This is a genomic window from Psychrobium sp. nBUS_13 (assembly GCF_051201665.1).
Lineage (GTDB): Bacteria > Pseudomonadota > Gammaproteobacteria > Enterobacterales > Psychrobiaceae > Psychrobium.
The window spans coordinates 717,518-735,831 of the sequence record NZ_CP179210.1; the positions used below are offsets into that span (position 1 = coordinate 717,518).

An 18,314-nucleotide genomic window follows, 5' to 3' on the forward strand; every position below is an offset into this window, starting at 1 on the left:
TTATCACGTGTTTGAGGTTTCAATGGCTAGCTTACGCCGCATTATTTTAATCAATACCCACTTGCCGGGTGTTGTCGAATTATCCCTTGATGGTCACACTAATATTTGTGGCACCAATGCGTCGGGTAAAACGACTCTACAGCGCTTAGTACCAGTATTTTATGGTGAACTACCGAGTCGCGTTGTACCTAAAACACGTAGCAAATTTGGCGACTTTTATCTGCCGAAATCCAATAGTTATTTAGTGTATGAATATCAGCGAGAAGAAGGTGAACTTTGCCAAGCAGTGTTAACTCATAGTGCGAAAGATGGTGTGCAATATCGTTTTGTTGATGCGCCTTACGATAAAACGCAGCTGTTATATCAAGAAAGCAATGGCAAGGTAAAAGCGTTCGAACCTGACCAATGGTTAACTCAACTCTCTTCACTTGCGATTAAGCCGTCACGAAAAATTAACTCTACCAGTGAATTTAGAGCCATTATCCAAAATGATGTGTCGTCATTACGTGGTAACACCCAAGATGGCATCAAGTTACGTCAATTAGCGGCACGCTATTCGCTCGTTGCACCGCGCCATAAGGTACGCCATTTAGAGAAGTTAGTCAGCGCTGTTCACGCCAAAGAAGGCAAAATGGACACGTTAAAAACCATGCTAGCAGCTATTTTTGAAGAGGACGGCCTAGTTCAACCTACGACGAGAGTAAAAAACACCAAAGCCCGTGAGTGGATCAAACAAATGCGTCAATCGATGCGTTTGAGTAACTTAGAAGCGCAACACGATAATGTCGAGCAAATTGCTACCAGTTTAAACGCGATAGAAGCACAATTGCTGCAATTAACGCCGTTATTAGCGCAAGATTTAGAGCAAGGTAAAACGCAACGCGCCGATTTTCAAGCCAGCGATAAAACGCTACGAGAACAATTAACGACATTAAAGAACAACTTTAATGAACAAGAAGCAACACTCAACAGTGAGTTGAGTAAAGCCAATGCTGAGCTTAAAACGACTGAGCAGCAGCTAGATGAGTTACAAAACACTTATGACACCTATCAAAACGGTGATATTGAGCAGCTAGCACTCGATAATGATGCACTGCCATTGTGGATTGAAGAGCTTAACGAACAGCAAAGTCACTACCGTATTTTGTTGGAGCAGTACGGTGATTTAGAGCAGCAACTTAATCAGCAAAAACTGACCCTTAATGAATCATTGGAGCGTTTAACTGTTAAAAACCGTAAACAGATACGTGAGATTGAAGGGCAGCGTGAAGATAAACGTCAGCAGCAAAGCGACAAAAAAGACGAACTGTCAGATCAATACCTCAATCGCAAAGAGCAACTAACGCAAGATTTTGATAGTCAGATTGCTGGCTTTAAACATCAACAAATTGAACGCCAAGCGCAAATCGATAACATGGGGCCAACGGCTCAAGAGCAAGAAGATTTGAGTTTGAGCGATAAACGTCTAGAGCTTGCTCAAGACAACTGGCGACAAACCAGTGATCTTCTATCTAAGAAAGAGCGTGAGCATCAACAAGCTCGCACTAGCCAACATCAAGCGCAAACAGCGTTAGAGCAAGCGAGAACTAATGTTCACCAGCTGCAAAAGAAACTACGTTTACTCGAACAGCAAATTAGCCCAGAGCAAGGCTCTTTACGTCATTACTTACGTGCTAATGTCGATGGATGGGAAAACTCTATCGGTAAGGTGATTAACCAAGAGTTGTTAGAGCGTTTAGATTTACATCCGCAGGTGGGTGATAAACACAGCGAACTCTATGGCGTGGCGCTAAAACTTAGTGAAATTGATGCGCCAAGTTATGCGCAAGATGAAGCTGCACTGCGTATCAATAAAGAAGAGCTAGAGCGTAAAGCCAGTCAAGCAATGACAACACAGGCTGATTGTGAGACAGCGTTAACGCAAGCCCATAACTTAGTGAAAGAACTGAGTGATGATGTCGCTAAGGTCAAACAAACGCAAAGCGAGCAAGCTAACGAAGTTAACTTTGCTAAAGAGTCTAAACAGCGTTTAATTCAAGCCAATAAAGAAAGTCTGACTGCACGTCGTAAAGCGGCGAGTAGTGGCCTTGATGAAGCAAATATTCAAATTGCTCAACTGAGTGAACAAAAGCGCGAATCCTTAGCCACCTTAAAGGATGATCACCAAAGTCAGTTACTGGAGTTTAAAGCTGATTGGCAACAAGAAATCGATGTATTTAGTGCCCAAATTCAAGAGCTTGAATCTCAGGTTGATCACAAGCGTCAAACTAACAAAGCGCAGATCAAGCAGCTTGAAGACGCCTTTAAATTAGAGCTGGCAGACAAGGATATTGATCCTAAAACGTTAGAGTCGTTAAAACAACGTATTAAACAGCTTGAAGGTGATATCAGCCGAGTGCGTTCTCGCCAAGATGAACTGCGTGAATACCGCAACTTTATCAATGTGTTGTGGCAAAAATCTCGCCCACAGTATTTAGAGCAAGAAGCAACCTTAAAAGCATTAATTCAAAGTCTGACGACTAAACTTAATCAACAAAAAACGCAATTTAAGCAAGCGCGTCAAAAGCTGGAAGATGAGCGAGATGAACTGCAAGTTAAGATCAGTAGTTTAAGCAAGCTCATTGAGCAGCTCATTCCGCTTAATAGTAAATTAGCGCAATTGGTTATCGATCCTAATTTGGCGAAAGATTTAGCGCCAGTGCAAGGAGATCAAGACGAGCGTATAACTCGTACTACTCACGGTCTCGAGCAGCGAAGTAAAACTGAAAATAGTCTTAAAGATAAAATTTACACACTAGAAGCTGAATTATCTCAAGACGCTCAAAAGCAATTCCTTGATTTGATGACCAGCGAATTATCGCGCTTAGGCGACGATAGCGATTTACGCGATCGTTTACCTATTTTTAGCGATTTATTGCGTATTTTATCCGATCAACAGCGTCAAATATTAGAGCAAGGCGAAACCATCGGTGGCGATTTACACAAATTCTTTACCGTATTTAGTGATATTAATCGCCGGATCTCAGGACAATCGAAGCGTCTTACCGCAGCGGTGAGTGATGATCTAACACTCGATGGTATTAATCGTTCTGAAGTTAAGATTATCTCAACTGTTGATGAGCTTAATTTCTGGCAACCACTTAAGCGTTTTTCTAGTTTGTATGAACAATGGAAAGATACGGGTAAGGAGTTACCAAGCGATGACTATATCAATGCGTTAAGTGATGTTGTTGACTTGCTGCGTGCTGATTCTAGCTATTCTATTGAATCCTTGTTGCGTTTAGAGCTGCACCTTAATGAAGGTGGCAATGACTTGGTGATCAAAAATGATCGCCAGTTATTAGAGTCATCAAGCCACGGTATGGCATATCTCATTTTATGTAAATTCCTATTAGCCTTTACCCGTTTATTACGTGGTGACGCAGACATTACAGTGAATTGGCCGATTGATGAAATTGGCACCTTGGCTTATCACAATGTTGAAAAGCTGTTTAACGCCTGTGACAGCAATAATATTTTCATTGTTGGCGCATTCCCTAATCCAGAATCTGATGTATTAACTTTATTTAAGCATCGCTATTTGATTGATAAGCAATACAAGCGCTTGCAACGTATTGAGCCGAAAGTGAATCGTATTGAAGCGAAAATAGCGCAACAATTGCAACGTCAAAATGCTAACCAAGGAGCAATCTAATGATTGAACATGGCCCATTATTAGAAACCTTATTAGCTGGTGCGAGCATTTGTATTGTGACTGACGAAGAGGCTTATCGCCGCTTGTCAGACGAAGTGGTTCGCGAAGAATTAAATCACTTTTTACGCCCATTAAACCGCCGAGTTGCCTCGAGTAGTGACGGCAGTGTGTATTTTTTGGCGTATCAAGAATTAAACACCATGGCACGTGAACATTTAAGCAAAGAGTTTAAGCAAACAATTCAATCGCTGTTACCGCTGCTTGAATGGATGCAATTGGTGCAAGAGAGTCTAGGTCGCGATGGTGCATTAAGCGCTGGCGATACCATTAAGTTTCAAGAGTTTGCACTGCGCACTGAAGACAACCAATCGCTGCGTCAACGCTTTAATTTACTCGCCAGCGATCGCTTTTTTAAGTCAAACAGTGACAACTTAGACTCTCAGCTAAAACAAGTATTTAAGCGTTTAAAAGAAACGGGATATTTACATCAACCTCATAAAGATCGTCAGTTTTATATTGTGACGGGCAAGATTGAGCAGCTGGTGGAAATGGTACGTTTTATTAAAGATGAGGAATCTCTGCCACTCGATGATATGCCGCAACAAGAGTCGATGTTCTAATGGTGCGCCGTAAATCGAGTGATAAAGATCAAAGCCCCCAAAGCCGTTTACACGCGCTGGGTGTCGCACGCCTAAATTTAATAGGCAAGCACAGCTCTCAGTTGATGGATGCGTATATTAAAGGGCATTTTGACGAAACCAGTGTTAATGATTCTGCATTAGACAAACTAGTAAAAGGGCGCATTCTTCATCGCCCTGACGAAACACAGCCTTTGAGCCTGCGTCCAGATCTCAATGGACTCATTGCCAGCCTGACAGAAGATGAACGTAAACGCCAAATAAATGCTGATGTTGCAGGCCAACTTGAGCAAATTCGCACCCGAGTTAAGCATTTTACCGACGCACAATATCGCGGTGATTATGCGGGCAGTGAGCATCATTTCCAGTTGTTAACTGAGAAAGTCCACGACATGACAGGGCAGTTTAGTGACGCCATTGTTAGTTTGTGGAATCGTTTAAATTCCGACTTTGGTTTTGTTAGTAATTTAAGTGACAAAATTCGTGAAAATGAATTGGCACAAAAGCAATTGCGCCGCCTACTCGATGGTTTTGAACTGATTGATTTTAATGAATTGATTGAACTGGCTCAAAGTAGTGGTCCGTTGAGGAAGTTATTGGTTAGCCAGCTTCAGGTTGTGATTTCTGATCACTCTAGCTCGTTGCTCGAAGTACAAAAACGTTTAGTAGAGCTAATGGCTCGCTTTAGACAACAACAAGAACGCGCGCAATTGATTAGCAATATGGCGGCGTTTTTAAAGCAGCACCCTAACTTTCAAGTCGGTGATTATCCAAATCGCAGTAAGGTGCCTGAAAACATTAATGTTGCTGCGCCAATTATCGCGAGTGCGAGTGTCGCCTTAGATAAAGTAGGCGATCAGCAAGAGCTAGGCGATATTGTTCGCAGTCTTGAATTAACCACCTCAACGCCGGTGGAACCCTTGGTCAGTGGCGGTGAATTCGATCTTGAAGAAGTACTCGCCGTCGAGGCTAAGCATCAACAGCTAAAAGAAGACGTTGAAAACTTTTTTATTAGCCTGTTTGACGGTGGTAAATCTGTTAGTGCTTTGGCTTACTTGGAAGAAACAGCGCTTGATTGGGATGGTGAAACTTGGTTGTTCCAAGTGATTGCAGAATACGAAGGTCTTGCTCGTGATACCAGGCAACGCTTTGCATTTGAGAAAATGAAACATCCACAAAGCGCGTTTAACCAGTTAGAAATTATTGAAGATGTTCATTTGAGTGTAATTTAAAGAGGCAATTCATGGACGAATTATTACATAAAGCAGCATTAATCGAATTAGAAAAAGCGCAGCGTAAATTACTCGCTGGTGGCGATGTAAAAGTTAAATCAAGTGTTAGTTGGCTAAAAAAATCATTAGCGTGGTGTGATGAATACGGCATTCGCCTAGGCCGTGAAGCAGGTGTCTTTTTTTACATTGAGCAACAAGGTATTGATGCGGTTGAACAACGCTTATCATTACTCAAGCAAGGGACGTTAAAAGCGCATGCTGATGTTTTACCTGGCACTCGTGATGCCACCATTTCTGTTACTAGCAATGAGAAACTAGCAGCTAAGCTCCCCACTGAACATTTGGTATTGAGCGCTTGCCTTGATTTACCCCTACGGTTATCGCATCAATCGTGCTTCAACTTCACAGAAACACCGCCGCAGATAAATATCGAACTGGATATCCATACCATTGATTTATCACGCTATGATTATTTAATTGTGGTTGAAAATCGCGACAGTTTTAATCAATGGCACCGATACAAAGTATCCTTAGACATTACGCGTCCACTCGTGGTTTACCGAGGTCATGACAAATATCACAGTAAGGCATGTGCTGGCTTAAAGTCTCGTTGGTTGCAAGAAAAAGGGGCTGCCGGTCAAGTTTATTTTGGGGATTTCGATGTTCATGGGATAGGCATTGCTGTCGATGCTAAAGTCGCTTATCAACATTTATTGTTGCCTGAAATTCAATGGCTTAAGCAGCATTTAATTCAGCTTCATTATCGACAAAGTCAAACTTATGATGAGCGATTTTTCAGTCAGCGTTGTCCTATCGCATGGCAGTCAATACTCAGTTTAATATTCGACAGTCAGGCTGCGCTGCGCCAACAGTGGATGTTTAATACGCCATTAGAATTACATTAATTATCGCTTGCTATAGATAGCTGCACCAACGTGACCCACAATGAACACGTAGAATGAATTTAGCATCCACATATGAGTTGTTCGAGCATCTGTAAACGTTTTCAAATCACCGCCTGCTTCTGAAAAGGACCAAGAGCTGAGTAAAGTGAGTGGGTGTTCGTAATTACTAATCATGATAACGCCAGTGGCGATCATGCTAAATAACGCGCCATACATCAATAGATGCGTAATAGTAACGACACCCTTGTGCAGTGGTGATTTATACTGAGGCTTTTTGTGTTTTTCCAACAAGAACGCAGACCAAAATATACGTCAAATAATTAGCGTTAGTAGTCCTAATCCCATCATCAAATGTATATTGATGGCATCTTGCTTATGAAGTACCGCACCTTTGATTGTGTAGTCTGTCGAGTGGATTTCAGCGTCCATAGTCGACACCATTCCCTGCATTAGCAATGCGGCTGACCAATGCAGAATACGATCGATAATGTACTTAGTTTCGTTGGGCGTTGAATCTGTCATACCAATTGCATTAAATATTTGCCCACTTGTACTTGTTAAAATTAACTAAAATGGCGTTGCTCTCAATCCTAATAGCCAGCTATTAGTCAATCGAGCGCCTTGTTTTAGCTGATTTTCTCTACGCACAACAAGATCACTTACTTAATGCAATTGGTATCATTTTTTCTTCCTTGATAAGTTTTATACATAGCATAACAAATGAAGTTTCAAAGTATACTGAAAGCTGTGAATGTTAGTTTGGCCGTTGTAACGCTAGATTACTAAATACGTACTTTTTGTAGGTAATATATTTCTTCATAATAAAAATAAAACGCTATTGCAAATGAGATTGGTTATTACTATTATTGCGTTCCCGTTGTTAGTCATTGCCTGATGATTCGATTAATTAGGTATAGATTACAAACAATTAGTCATTTAAAAGGAACAACAATGAAACTCTTCGCTAAGCGTCAATCAGCACTTTCGCTTCGTCATTCTAAAGTCGCTTCGGCAATCAGTATTGCTTTAGGCTCATTCTTCACATTTAATGCTGTTGCAGAGCAGACTCCGGGGCCGGACGCTGAAAAACAGAAGTATGAAAAGATCGTTGTAACTGGTCAGAAAATTTCTAGAACACTGCAAGAAACTCCAGCAAGTATTGCTGTATTTAGTGTCGATAAATTAGCCCAACAAAATTTAGGCGAAATTAGTGAAGTCTTGTTTGAAGCAGCAAACGTACATTCTACAAGTAACGGCAGTTTTAACATTCGTGGGATAGACGCTTTTAATGTTTCAGGATCAGGTTCTAGCGCTTTAGCTAGTGTTTATGTTGACGGTGCCGCTTTTCCTGAAAGGCTTATTCGTAATGGTTTTTCAACCTGGGATGCTAATCAAATAGAAATACTTCGAGGGCCACAATCAACTTTACAAGGGCGTAATGCACTAGCTGGCGCTATTGTTTTGACAACAACGGCACCATCACATGAATGGAATGGTAAGTACCGCATACAAGTTGGTGAAAATGGTGAGCAAGAAGTTGCTATTGCCGCTGGTGGTAGTCTTATTGAGGATCAGCTGGCATTTCGTTTTAGTGCTGAAAACGAAAACTTTGATGGCTACAATTACAATATTACTCGCCAAGAAGACGCTGATTTTAAAAATGAGGAGCTATATCGTTTAAAGTTTCTATATACGCCCAGTGTAATTGCGGGGCTATCAGCGCAATTAAGCTTTACCAGAGCGACGACAGATACAGGTATTGATAGCGTCGATGTTCCTTTAGGGGGAGACCCATATAAGCAACGTATTATTACGAATAATGATACGCAATCATTTTCTTATGAAACTGACATAATGACATTAGAAATAAACTACCCATTAAGTGACGTTTGGAGTATGACCTCAGTGTCTACCTATTCAGATGTAACATATAGTAGAGGTAATTACGATAGTGACAATGGACCAGAGAGCGGTGGTACACGATTTAATGATGGAACTGACAACACATTAAGCCAAGAATTCAGACTGACATTCAATGGAGATAAACTCACGGGCTTAATAGGGGCGTATTACTTTGAGCAAGATATGGATTTCAAATATGGTGGAAAAAACAGTGTTGCTTTAAGGTCATTAGATCTTACAAGTGCTTCACTGGTGAAACGCTTTGGTTTAGCTCAACCTACGGCTGATTATGTCATCAGTCAATACTCCGCTTTTGATCCTGCAAAAATTGAAACGAACAATAAGGGCAATGAAGAGATTGAATCATCAGCTATATTTGCTGATTTTAACTACGAAATAAATGAACAGTGGAATGTGTTCACTGGATTTCGATGGGATCGTGAAACACAAGATAATGCCAGTACTCAAAGTGTTAGTGTTGATAACATAGCTGACATGCCTAATCCAAGTAATTACCCTGCACCATTAAATCAACTTATTGGTGGTATTAATGCGCAGTTAGTGGCTTATGTCGATGATGCAAGTAAAGTAACGCCTCTAGCGGGCGCTAGTTTTAACGAAATAATTCCAAAACTTGGTGTTAGTTATATGTGGAATGATGACTTAACGACGAGTGTGACTTTTCAAAAAGGCTATCGTTCAGGCGGTGTTGGCGTTAACACTGCAAAATCAACCCCCTTTAAGTTTGATTCAGAGTCCACCACTAATTACGAGTTTTCATTGCGTTCATTCTGGTTGGATGGTGACTTAATGCTTAATGCGAACGCCTTTTATGTTGATTGGAAAGATCAACAAGTTAATGTACAACTTTCAGGGAATTCGTTTGACACAGAAACTAAAAATGCGGGTAGCTCGAAAGTTAAAGGCTTTGAATTAGAGGCGTTTTATCAATTATCAACTGAGCTAGAACTCTCGGCATCGATTGGACAAGCAAAAACACAATTTACAGATTTTGTTATTACTATTCCAACCAATAGCACACCGACTGTGTTTGACTTAACCGGGAGAAGTTTTGCAGATTCACCTGAGTTAACGGCAAATTTAGGCGCAACTTATGAAAATGGAAAAGGTATTTTTGCGAGCATCAGTGCTAATTATGCTGAAAGTTCAAACGCCGATACTAATCCTTACATTACAGGATTAAGAAAGGGTGATATTGGCTTTGATTTACGTAATGATAGTCGAACGCTAGTTAATATGAAAATTGGCTATGAGTGGGACTCTGTAGGCATTTATTTGATAGGAAAAAATATACTTGATAAAGAGTATATTTCGGGCGCCGCATTCGGTAGAAAAGGGCGAGTGGAAAGGCACAGTTTAGGTAATCCTCGTCAAATTAGCTTGAGCTTGCAAGGCGCGTTCTAACGTTTTTTCATTACTCCTCAAGTGCTGCACCTTAGGTGCAGCACTCTTACAAATATCCATCTAGTTAACTAGATGGATCGTGCAATATCATCTACACATTCCTAATGCACTAAATAACGCTGATTGAGGGTCTAGTTTAAGCGTTAATTTTCTGTGCAGTTTTCCTTTGCTAAATTCTCTTGTTATTGGTATTACTCTCGGATAAACCCAATAATTACGTTGTAATAGTTCTTAATATGAAACAAAAATACAATTATGTCGGGTGCTATTAAATCGCTTATTGCTTATCGCTAACTTTATTTAGATAATGACTTCATTGAAATGAAGATGATATGTGAACATGGCTCAAGCACCTTTTAAACCTAAGAAACAAACATTGCCGAAAACTGACGCTCAAATTGAAGCGCTGAAGGTTCCGCCTCATTCATTAGAAGCTGAACAGTCGGTGCTTGGTGGCCTGATGCTCGATAATGATGCGTGGGATCGCGTGTCTGAATTAGTGGTTGCCGAAGATTTCTATCGTCGTGATCACCGCGTTATTTTTAAGTACATGGCGGATTTGATTGAGCATGGTAACCCCATTGATTTGGTTACGCTATCTGAAGCATTAGAACGTGAAAATGAATTGGACACCGTGGGCGGTTTTGCGTATATCGGTGAAATGGCTAAAAACACGCCAAGTGCAGCGAATATTGCTGCATACGCAACGATCGTACGCGAACGTGCTGTTGTCCGTGACATGATTGGTGTGGCGAATGAAATTGCTGAAGCGGGTTTTGAACCTGAAGGGCGAGACAGTGCACAATTGCTTGATTTTGCCGAAGGTAAAGTCTTTAAAATTGCTGAAAGTCGTACCAATTCATCGGAAGGCCCACAAGATATTAAACAAATTCTTGGTGCAACCATTGATAAAATCGAAGAGTTATATAACTCGCCAAACGATGGTATTACAGGTGTTTCAAGTGGTTACGATGATTTAGATAAGATGACTTCTGGCTTCCAAGAATCAGATTTGATCATTGTTGCAGCGCGTCCATCGATGGGTAAAACAACCTTTGCGATGAACTTGGCTGAGTACGCTGCAATGAATGAAGATCTACCAGTGATTATTTATTCGTTAGAGATGCCATCTGAATCGATTATGATGAGAATGTTAGCGTCATTGGGGCGGGTCGACCAAACGAAAGTGCGTACCGGACAATTAGAAGATGATGATTGGGCGCGAGTATCATCAACCATGGGACTATTACTTGAACAAGGTAAGATGTACATTGATGATTCGTCAGGTTTAACACCAACAGAGGTACGTTCGCGATCGCGTCGTATTGCCCGTGAACATGGCGGCGTTTCTATGATCATGATTGATTACCTTCAATTAATGCAAGTGCCTGCGTTGTCAGACAATCGTACCTTGGAAATTTCTGAGATTTCTCGTTCATTAAAAGCGCTGGCGAAAGAATTGAAATGTCCTGTTATTGCGCTATCTCAGCTTAACCGTGGTCTAGAACAACGTGCCGATAAGCGCCCAATTAACTCGGATTTACGTGAATCTGGAGCGATTGAGCAGGATGCTGATTTAATCATGTTTATTTATCGTGATGAAGTTTATAACGATGATAGCCAAGAAAAGGGCACCGCAGAAATCATTATTGGTAAGCAGCGTAATGGTCCTATCGGTAAATGTCGTCTGACTTTCCAAGGCCAATTCTCTCGTTTTGATAATTATGCGGGACCAGCGTTTGATGATGAATATTAATGAGCGCAGTTAACGCGGTTATTAGCCGCAAGGCAGTGCGTCATAATTTTAAACGCATAAAATCCATTGTAAAAACGAGTCGAGTTATTAGTGTCTTAAAGGCTAATGCCTACGGCCACGGCGTGTTAGAAATGGCGCGTATTTTGGCAGATTCCGATGCGTTTGGCGTTGCACGTTTAGAAGAGGCTTTAGAGCTTAGAAACGCTAGTTTCACTACGCCGATTTTATTGATGGAAGGCTTTTTCGATACCGTTGATATTGATTTGTTAATTGAACATGACATTCAAACGGTGATCCACAGCCTTGAACAAATTAGTCAGCTCGAAACTTTTGCTAAAGAACATTTAGCATTAACGGCGAACTTAAAAGTTTGGCTTAAAATTGATACGGGGATGAATCGATTAGGCATTTCGCCAAGCCAATTTAATGAGGCATTAGCGCGTATTAATGTACTGAGTTTTGTTGACCCTCAAATCAATTTTATGACTCATTTCTCGTGCGCAGATGATCTAGAAAATCGCTTTACTAGTGAACAAATGTCGCAGTTTTATACCTTGGTTGAGCCACATGATGGTGAGTTAACATTAGCTAATTCGGCTGGTATTCTCGCTTGGCCTGAATCTCATGCGGATTGGGTGCGTCCAGGTTTATTGCTTTATGGATGTTCACCAATGATAAATCGCATCGGTGAGCAAGATGATTTTATTGCGGCGATGACTCTGAGTACTAGTGTCATTGCAATTAAGCCGCTGACAAAGGGCGAAAATGTTGGTTATGGCGCCCATTGGCAAGCAGAGCAAGATACGCAGTTAGCGGTTATCGCGATTGGATATGGTGACGGTTATCCACGTCATGCTAAGGCGGGAACACCCGTACTGATCAATGGCAAGCGTTACCCCATTGTTGGCCGTGTTTCGATGGATATGGTGACCGTCGATTTAGGAACTGAGCATCAGGTGAGTTGTGGCGATCCCGTTATTATGTGGGGGCCGCAGCTTCCCGTCGAAGAAATCGCACAATGGTCTGATACCATTTGTTATGAATTGATACTTCAACTCACATCGCGAGTTGATATTAAGTTTGTGGAGTAAAGGATGAAATTCTTAAACATTACTGCGTTGCTAGTGGCAGTAAGCCTGAGTGTGGCAGCACATGGCGAAAATAAAACAGAAAAAGACGCTAATGCTGCTCAATTACAGAGCGTGAAATTAGCGGTAACTGACACATTAGGGCTTCGCATTGATAGCATTAAAAAGACTCCGATTAATGATTTATTTGAAGTTATGACTGAACGGGGCATTTTTTATACCACCGCCGATGCTCAATATATTGTTCGAGGCAGTTTGTTTGATGCGCGTAATGGTTTTGAAGACTTAACTGAAGTATCCATGGGGAAAATGCGGTTAGCTAAAATGACCAGCTATGAGCCGTCGATGATCGTTTATAAAGCGAAAAATGAAAAGCATCAAGTGACTGTATTTACTGATGTCGATTGTGGCTATTGCCGAAAAATGCACCGTGAAATGTCTCAATATAATGCGCTAGGAATTACTGTACGTTACATGGCATTTCCACGTGGCGGCGAAGGTTACCCTGCGTGGACTGCTATGCAATCATTATGGTGTAGCGATGATCAACACAAAGCGATGGACGAGTTAAAAGCGGGTACTAAAATTGCGCAAAATTATTGTGCCAATAAAGTTCCTGAACACTATCAATTGGGTGTTGAGTTTGGCGTAAATGCAACGCCATCAATTGTTTTAGATAATGGTAGTTTGTTAGTGGGATATCGCCCGCCACAAGAGTTACTTAATATTCTTCAGTAGTTGGCTCAAATGTGACAGTGGCAGTGTAACCTTGGGTTTCATTATTAACCAAGGAAAACTGCCATTGATACTTTTTACAAATATCTTGCACGACGTTCAGCCCAATACCAAACCCTTCATAACCACGGCTTTTTGTTTAAACCAACGCCATTATCAATCACACTAATATTTCGCTGACTTACCATAAGAGTCACGTTGCCATTGATGCTGCAATTAATGGCATTGAGCAGTAAATTACTGATTATACCAATTGCATTAAATATTTGCCCACTTGTACTTGATACAAAATTAACTAAAATGGCGTTGCTCTCAATCATAATAGCCAGCTATTAGTCAATCGAGCGCCTTGTTTTAGCTGATTTTCTCTACGCACAACAAGATCACTTACTTAATGCAATTGGTATAAAATAATACCAAAAAACAGCAGCATAATTTCCACGATCAAGAAATCATTATCATCCCACTCAATATTAGTTGTGTCTTCAATCGCGTATACAATTCGACCTTGACTATTTGTCGTTGCATAGATACTAAATTCTAGTTCGCTGCCATCAACGGTATGATGCGTCATACCTGTCCATGCTGGCTCTACTAATTCTTTTACGTGTTGAGGCAAAAGATGATAATGACTATATATATGCTATTTATGGGGCTGACTTGGATTTGTTGCTCTTGAGAGGACCCTTCGAACAACGTTAGATGGTGCAATGACAGATAAACGAGTTTGGCTATTTAGATTTTCTGCATAATGAACAGTAAGCTCAACAACGAGTGAGTAAAACGCTAATAAGCAAGCAGCGATAGTGACAAATATCTTGGCAATTTTTCGACTAAATGGTTGGAGTTTATTCATCATTAAGCACTTATCCTGTAACCAAGCTTAGGCACTGTTTGTATTAACTCCTGTGCAAAGGGTTTATCTACTTTACTGCGAAGTTGATAAATATGCTTACGCAGGATGTCTTGGTCTGGCATATCATCTGCCCATAATACGTGTTCAATTTCTTGTCTGGTTGCCAATGCTTGAGATTTCTCGATCAATAATTTACATGCCTATGCACTTGGCTCAGGGCGATTTTGTCATGCTAAACCAAAAACACTGTCTTGAGACTGCGTAAAAGTGAGTCATAAAATAACGCGTTTTTACGCTATTTTGTAACCTTTAGCGTAAACCGTACTGATGATGTCTCGGTCTAGTTGGTTTTTAAGGTTCTGGCGTAATCGATAGATATGCGTTCGAAGTGGTGAACTTTCTGGCAGAGCGCCTGACCAGATCTCTTGTTCTAACACTTCACGAGAAACGGTATTCGGATAATGCTGAGCCAGCACTTTGATTATCTTCATTTGCATTTGGTGGAGTTTGATTTTTCGCGTGCCGCGAGTAGTCGTTGCGGCATTGTAATCGACACTTAAATCTGCAATTTTCTGCTGACCAATTCCGCGCAGTGGACCGCGCTTTGCCATGGCTAATATACGATAGTAAAGCTCTTGTGGCGCACAGGGTTTGGCAATGACATCATCTACACCTGCTTCAAAACATTGCACTTTAAAGGCAAGTTCAGTTTGTTTACTTAATACAATTATCGGCATGCTAGAAAATAGTTGCTGGCGTAATTTCTTTGATAATGACAAAGCATCTAGCTTGGTAATACAAGCATCTAGGATCAGGATGTCGTATTCATTTTTGATAATGGGCTCTAGTGTACTAATGCCATGATAGGCAAAGTCTAATTCAATGTTGCTATCGCTAAGATAATTGCTAATGTCTATGGTTGATTGGATACAGCGTTCAACAATCAATACTCTGATAGTACTCATAATAATTTCTAAATAATGAAAAGTTGAATGAGTTTACTGCGCCAATAGTCAAAAAAAAGTCAACACCCTATCGCCTGTAATATGCGGTAACTTTTGTCGTAATGATTTGATCGGCAATTTGCTTGTTATCTTGATAGGCTTGGTCAAACACTCGAATGACGTAGGTGTCATCTTGAGAGGCCCTAAACGCCAACGCTTGCAGTTGTTGTTCTTTATAGTTTTTTGATGACGCAATCCGTTGGCCTGACGACAGAATGTTAAATGAAAACTGATGTCTAATTCCGTCTTCGATGATATCTGGAATAATGATTTCAATGATGCCGTCATGTGGGGCGGTGAATTGTAAATATCGCAGCGTACCAGGGCGCATTTTTGATATTGATTGTAAGGCGCCATTAAATGAAATGTCATTTGGTTTATCCAAAGATAATGTTAGGTAAAACGGATATTGAACAAGCCCAGAGAGTAAGTGTTGATTGGAGCCAATGATATGGGAATCTAAAGGCAATTGATTATTTCCCCATTGATCATCAAATAGTAAATCGAGTTGTTGGCCTAAGTCGTCAATGGTTAATTGCTGATGAGGATGATCTTGTTTGAGTTGGTGGGCGAGGCTATAGATAGTCGTCAAGGCTTTGTCATCAGTTAAGTTTAACATAGATTGGTGAAATCCATTGAATCCTATGACATCAAAAAGTTTATTCGTACGCAAGCTATAGGGGGCGTTTGGATCGATTATCGATAGAATAAAATAGCTAATGGTCTGCTCGATAAAAGGAGAGTAATCAAATGAGGGGCGCTGATAAAGTTCTCCGTTAATGTTTTTTAACTGACGTTGTTTTTCAAGCCTTGATTGATGAATAATCGCCTGTGTGTTGACAACAAATCGCTTTTTATCGGCATCAAAACTGACACGTTTATCATGCCAGTTTTGTAGAACGGTTTTAGCAAGTGCGCTAGCAACACCTTCTGAAAATGCGAGGGTTAATGAACCAAATCCAAAGGCTGTGTGATGTCCTGCTTGAGAATCATCTCTACCAACTATTTGCTGCATGTAATAATGTCCAAACTCATGCAAAATTGTATGTTCGTTCCATTCAGATATGGTGCTGATGGGGAGCTGCTGAGTATCGAGTGCGTTAGTACCACTTATATAAATACGATTTTTTTTCGAAGAGTAAGATCCCGTTGAGGTTTTGGTAATTTGCGGATCTTGACTCCAATGGACGGTTAGAGATGTCTTCTCAGGTGTAACAGCGATGTCTTGTTGTGAAAGATAGTTAAAGCCTTTGGCTAAGGTATCTAAAATTGCAAAAGGTTGTGCATAACTATATTGAGGCTCAAACTCTCGTAAGGTGAAGTGCCATCCTGTGGTGAGATGCATATCGTATTCATTGTTACCAGGAAATAACGGTTGCGGTTCGGAGCGAACAAAATAGATCCCTTGCTGATTTGTTCGCTCAGGATACGCACTGCCAGGATTGATGACTTGGGTTAGAGTACTATTCTCATGATTATCTTGCGTAATCATTTGTGAAAGCACTTCGAGTTGATAGTTGTCGTCGGTCGCTAGAATTGAAAAATCGTAATAACCAAATTCGTCGGTATAGGTACTTGCAACAATTTGGTCATCGCTGTCACGTAGATTCAAACGCATAAAACGCAGTGGCTGTTGACTCGGTTGATCTGGATTGAAATGATAGGCAATGACATCGTCAATTTCAGATTCGATGAACGTTAATCTGTCAAAAGATAGTGTGCCGCTGAGAGAGGCCATTTCATAATTATTATCGAGTATTTTAAATGCTGTTGACGCTTCTGACACTTTAGCTGATGTTTCATTTATTAAAGTCAGCTGCTTTGCTTGCCTGATATGATTGGACTGAAAAATAAGCGTTAATGTCGCAGTGGAAAAGTTAACTTTATCGACGCTAATAATTATATTTTTATTATCTCGGGCTAATCTTATTCCCTCAATTGACGAAGAACGAAACTCAATATCATCAACTGCAATACCATAAATGTTAAGCGGTAGACTGTATTGGCTATTTTCTGAGATTGCGAGTGTATTTGTTGCTAATTCAACAGACCATGATGGTTTATAAATGGCGGATTGTTGTGGTGTGGTAGCTGATTCTACAGCAACAATATTGGTAATGCTTAAGGGGGAAAACCAGCGCCATTGGTAGGTAACAATAGCAATGGCAGCTACTATCGCTATCCAAACACTGTACTCTAAAGTTTTCTTCAAAACGCCGTCTTAATCTATGAGTTTGATTCATTTGATTACAGCTAAAAATAAGACAAGCTGCAAGCTTTATGTCACTGGGGGTGGTAATATTTTTGTTGCAATTTTAAATGCAATCGGAGAAACAAGAAAGGCAACTGGAAATGCTATTGGCCAAGCAAAAATAAACGCGTCAAACCAAGCGCTGTAAAATGGTAATTTTAGTGGCGAGAAGTGGGTAGCCATAATACACCCACTCATTATTGATGCCATAAAGAATGACATTAATGCCGCGACGGCTAGACGAAACTTAATCTGATAGCTCATATTTAATCTTTGTCCATATCAATATTCGTACAGCCTTTAGAACATCCAATACTTACTTGCTCCTTATCTGAATTGGTCATTAAAACAGGTTGATTACATTGCTCACAAAGAACTTTTTGCCCTTTTAGGACCTTTTTGATGAGGTTACGTTGTTGGTTAAAAGAGGCCGCCGCTTCTTTGTTGATGAATGAAAAATCTAGCTTTGTCATGGGAGAGTCTGAACAGTTAATGTAAGCGACAGTTTACTACGATAAATGACGTCTTACCATTTGGCACTTGAACTCATTAAAGTAAATGTTTATTAGCTGTGGAAATGTTTCCTATTGGAAACCTTGACGTCGGATGAGCTAGTTAATAGTTGAGAATTAAAACAAAAAAGAGTCATAATAATTTTTCCTAACTAAATTTTTAAATACTGAATTTAGTATTCTCATGATATCGCATTGTTTACATGGGTACACATCAATACATTGTATTCGTAAGTAATAAAAATAATTACAGATATGGATATCTAAAAAAGAACATAGCAAGGCCGCTCAGTTACATCGCTATAAATATTGTTAT

At 40.4% G+C, this 18,314-nt stretch carries 18 protein-coding genes; 8 read left to right on the top strand and 10 right to left on the bottom strand.

The window, feature by feature from the left end:
* Nucleotides 1-22: 22 nt before the first annotated feature.
* From ACMAZF_RS03300 to ACMAZF_RS03315, 4 genes are read left to right on the top strand one after another with little or no spacing between them, the layout of a single operon-like run.
* Nucleotides 23-3,694, top strand: coding sequence for an ATP-binding protein (locus ACMAZF_RS03300; protein ID WP_435277169.1), 3,672 nt, complete (start codon nucleotides 23-25; stop codon nucleotides 3,692-3,694).
* Entirely contained in the window at nucleotides 3,694-4,314 is a 621-nt protein-coding gene (locus ACMAZF_RS03305; protein WP_435276061.1) for a hypothetical protein, read from the top strand. Before ACMAZF_RS03300 ends, ACMAZF_RS03305 begins: the two co-directional genes overlap by 1 nt.
* On the top strand, nucleotides 4,314-5,564 hold the full coding sequence (locus tag ACMAZF_RS03310) for a hypothetical protein (RefSeq protein ID WP_435276062.1): 1,251 nt from the start codon (nucleotides 4,314-4,316) through the stop codon (nucleotides 5,562-5,564). Before ACMAZF_RS03305 ends, ACMAZF_RS03310 begins: the two co-directional genes overlap by 1 nt.
* Nucleotides 5,565-5,575: 11 nt before the next feature.
* Nucleotides 5,576-6,469 (top strand): DUF7281 domain-containing protein, encoded by an 894-nt coding sequence (locus ACMAZF_RS03315; RefSeq protein ID WP_435276063.1) that lies wholly within the window; start codon nucleotides 5,576-5,578, stop codon nucleotides 6,467-6,469.
* Here ACMAZF_RS03315 and ACMAZF_RS03320 read toward each other — a convergent pair whose 3' ends face one another.
* Nucleotides 6,470-6,760 (bottom strand): cytochrome b/b6 domain-containing protein, encoded by a 291-nt coding sequence (locus ACMAZF_RS03320; RefSeq protein ID WP_435276064.1) that lies wholly within the window; start codon nucleotides 6,758-6,760, stop codon nucleotides 6,470-6,472.
* A gap of 21 nt (nucleotides 6,761-6,781) precedes the next feature.
* Nucleotides 6,782-6,991, bottom strand: a complete 210-nt coding sequence (locus tag ACMAZF_RS03325; RefSeq protein WP_435276065.1) for a hypothetical protein — start codon at nucleotides 6,989-6,991, stop codon at nucleotides 6,782-6,784.
* A gap of 429 nt (nucleotides 6,992-7,420) precedes the next feature.
* On the opposite strand from ACMAZF_RS03325, the gene ACMAZF_RS03330 reads away from it, so the two are divergent.
* The 4 genes from ACMAZF_RS03330 to dsbC all read left to right on the top strand — a co-directional run bounded on the left by ACMAZF_RS03330 (nucleotide 7,421) and on the right by dsbC (nucleotide 13,378).
* Nucleotides 7,421-9,796, top strand: a complete 2,376-nt coding sequence (locus ACMAZF_RS03330) for a TonB-dependent receptor (RefSeq protein ID WP_435276066.1) — start codon at nucleotides 7,421-7,423, stop codon at nucleotides 9,794-9,796.
* A 340-nt stretch (nucleotides 9,797-10,136) separates the two neighbouring features.
* Nucleotides 10,137-11,552: a replicative DNA helicase gene (dnaB, locus tag ACMAZF_RS03335; RefSeq protein WP_435276067.1), complete on the top strand. Its 1,416-nt coding sequence runs from the start codon at nucleotides 10,137-10,139 to the stop codon at nucleotides 11,550-11,552.
* Nucleotides 11,552-12,643 carry an alanine racemase gene (gene alr / locus ACMAZF_RS03340; protein WP_435276068.1) on the top strand — a complete coding sequence of 364 codons (1,092 nt, stop codon included), beginning with the start codon at nucleotides 11,552-11,554 and terminating at the stop codon, nucleotides 12,641-12,643. Before dnaB ends, alr begins: the two co-directional genes overlap by 1 nt.
* Nucleotides 12,644-12,646: 3 nt before the next feature.
* Complete coding sequence (gene dsbC / locus ACMAZF_RS03345; RefSeq protein WP_435276069.1) at nucleotides 12,647-13,378, top strand: bifunctional protein-disulfide isomerase/oxidoreductase DsbC; 732 nt, start codon at nucleotides 12,647-12,649, stop codon at nucleotides 13,376-13,378.
* A 116-nt stretch (nucleotides 13,379-13,494) separates the two neighbouring features.
* Here the strand turns inward: dsbC and ACMAZF_RS03350 are convergent, their stop codons facing one another.
* The 8 genes from ACMAZF_RS03350 to ACMAZF_RS03385 form a co-directional block, all read right to left on the bottom strand.
* Complete coding sequence (locus ACMAZF_RS03350; RefSeq protein WP_435276070.1) at nucleotides 13,495-13,695, bottom strand: hypothetical protein; 201 nt, start codon at nucleotides 13,693-13,695, stop codon at nucleotides 13,495-13,497.
* Nucleotides 13,696-13,766: 71 nt separating this feature from the next.
* Nucleotides 13,767-13,994, bottom strand: a complete 228-nt coding sequence (locus ACMAZF_RS03355) for a hypothetical protein (protein ID WP_435276071.1) — start codon at nucleotides 13,992-13,994, stop codon at nucleotides 13,767-13,769.
* 24 nt (nucleotides 13,995-14,018) lie between these two features.
* Nucleotides 14,019-14,234, bottom strand: coding sequence for a hypothetical protein (locus tag ACMAZF_RS03360; RefSeq protein ID WP_435276072.1), 216 nt, complete (start codon nucleotides 14,232-14,234; stop codon nucleotides 14,019-14,021).
* Nucleotides 14,234-14,419, bottom strand: a complete 186-nt coding sequence (locus tag ACMAZF_RS03365; RefSeq protein WP_435276073.1) for a helix-turn-helix domain-containing protein — start codon at nucleotides 14,417-14,419, stop codon at nucleotides 14,234-14,236. The genes ACMAZF_RS03360 and ACMAZF_RS03365 overlap by 1 nt, the downstream gene beginning before the upstream one ends.
* Nucleotides 14,420-14,521: 102 nt before the next feature.
* Nucleotides 14,522-15,196: a response regulator transcription factor gene (locus ACMAZF_RS03370; RefSeq protein WP_435276074.1), complete on the bottom strand. Its 675-nt coding sequence runs from the start codon at nucleotides 15,194-15,196 to the stop codon at nucleotides 14,522-14,524.
* Nucleotides 15,197-15,263: 67 nt separating this feature from the next.
* On the bottom strand, nucleotides 15,264-17,447 hold the full coding sequence (locus tag ACMAZF_RS03375; protein ID WP_435276075.1) for a hypothetical protein: 2,184 nt from the start codon (nucleotides 17,445-17,447) through the stop codon (nucleotides 15,264-15,266).
* Between the two features lie 66 nt (nucleotides 17,448-17,513).
* Entirely contained in the window at nucleotides 17,514-17,750 is a 237-nt protein-coding gene (locus ACMAZF_RS03380; RefSeq protein WP_435276076.1) for a DUF2798 domain-containing protein, read from the bottom strand.
* A 2-nt stretch (nucleotides 17,751-17,752) separates the two neighbouring features.
* On the bottom strand, nucleotides 17,753-17,959 hold the full coding sequence (locus ACMAZF_RS03385) for a hypothetical protein (RefSeq protein WP_435276077.1): 207 nt from the start codon (nucleotides 17,957-17,959) through the stop codon (nucleotides 17,753-17,755).
* Between the last annotated feature and the right edge of the window lie 355 nt (nucleotides 17,960-18,314).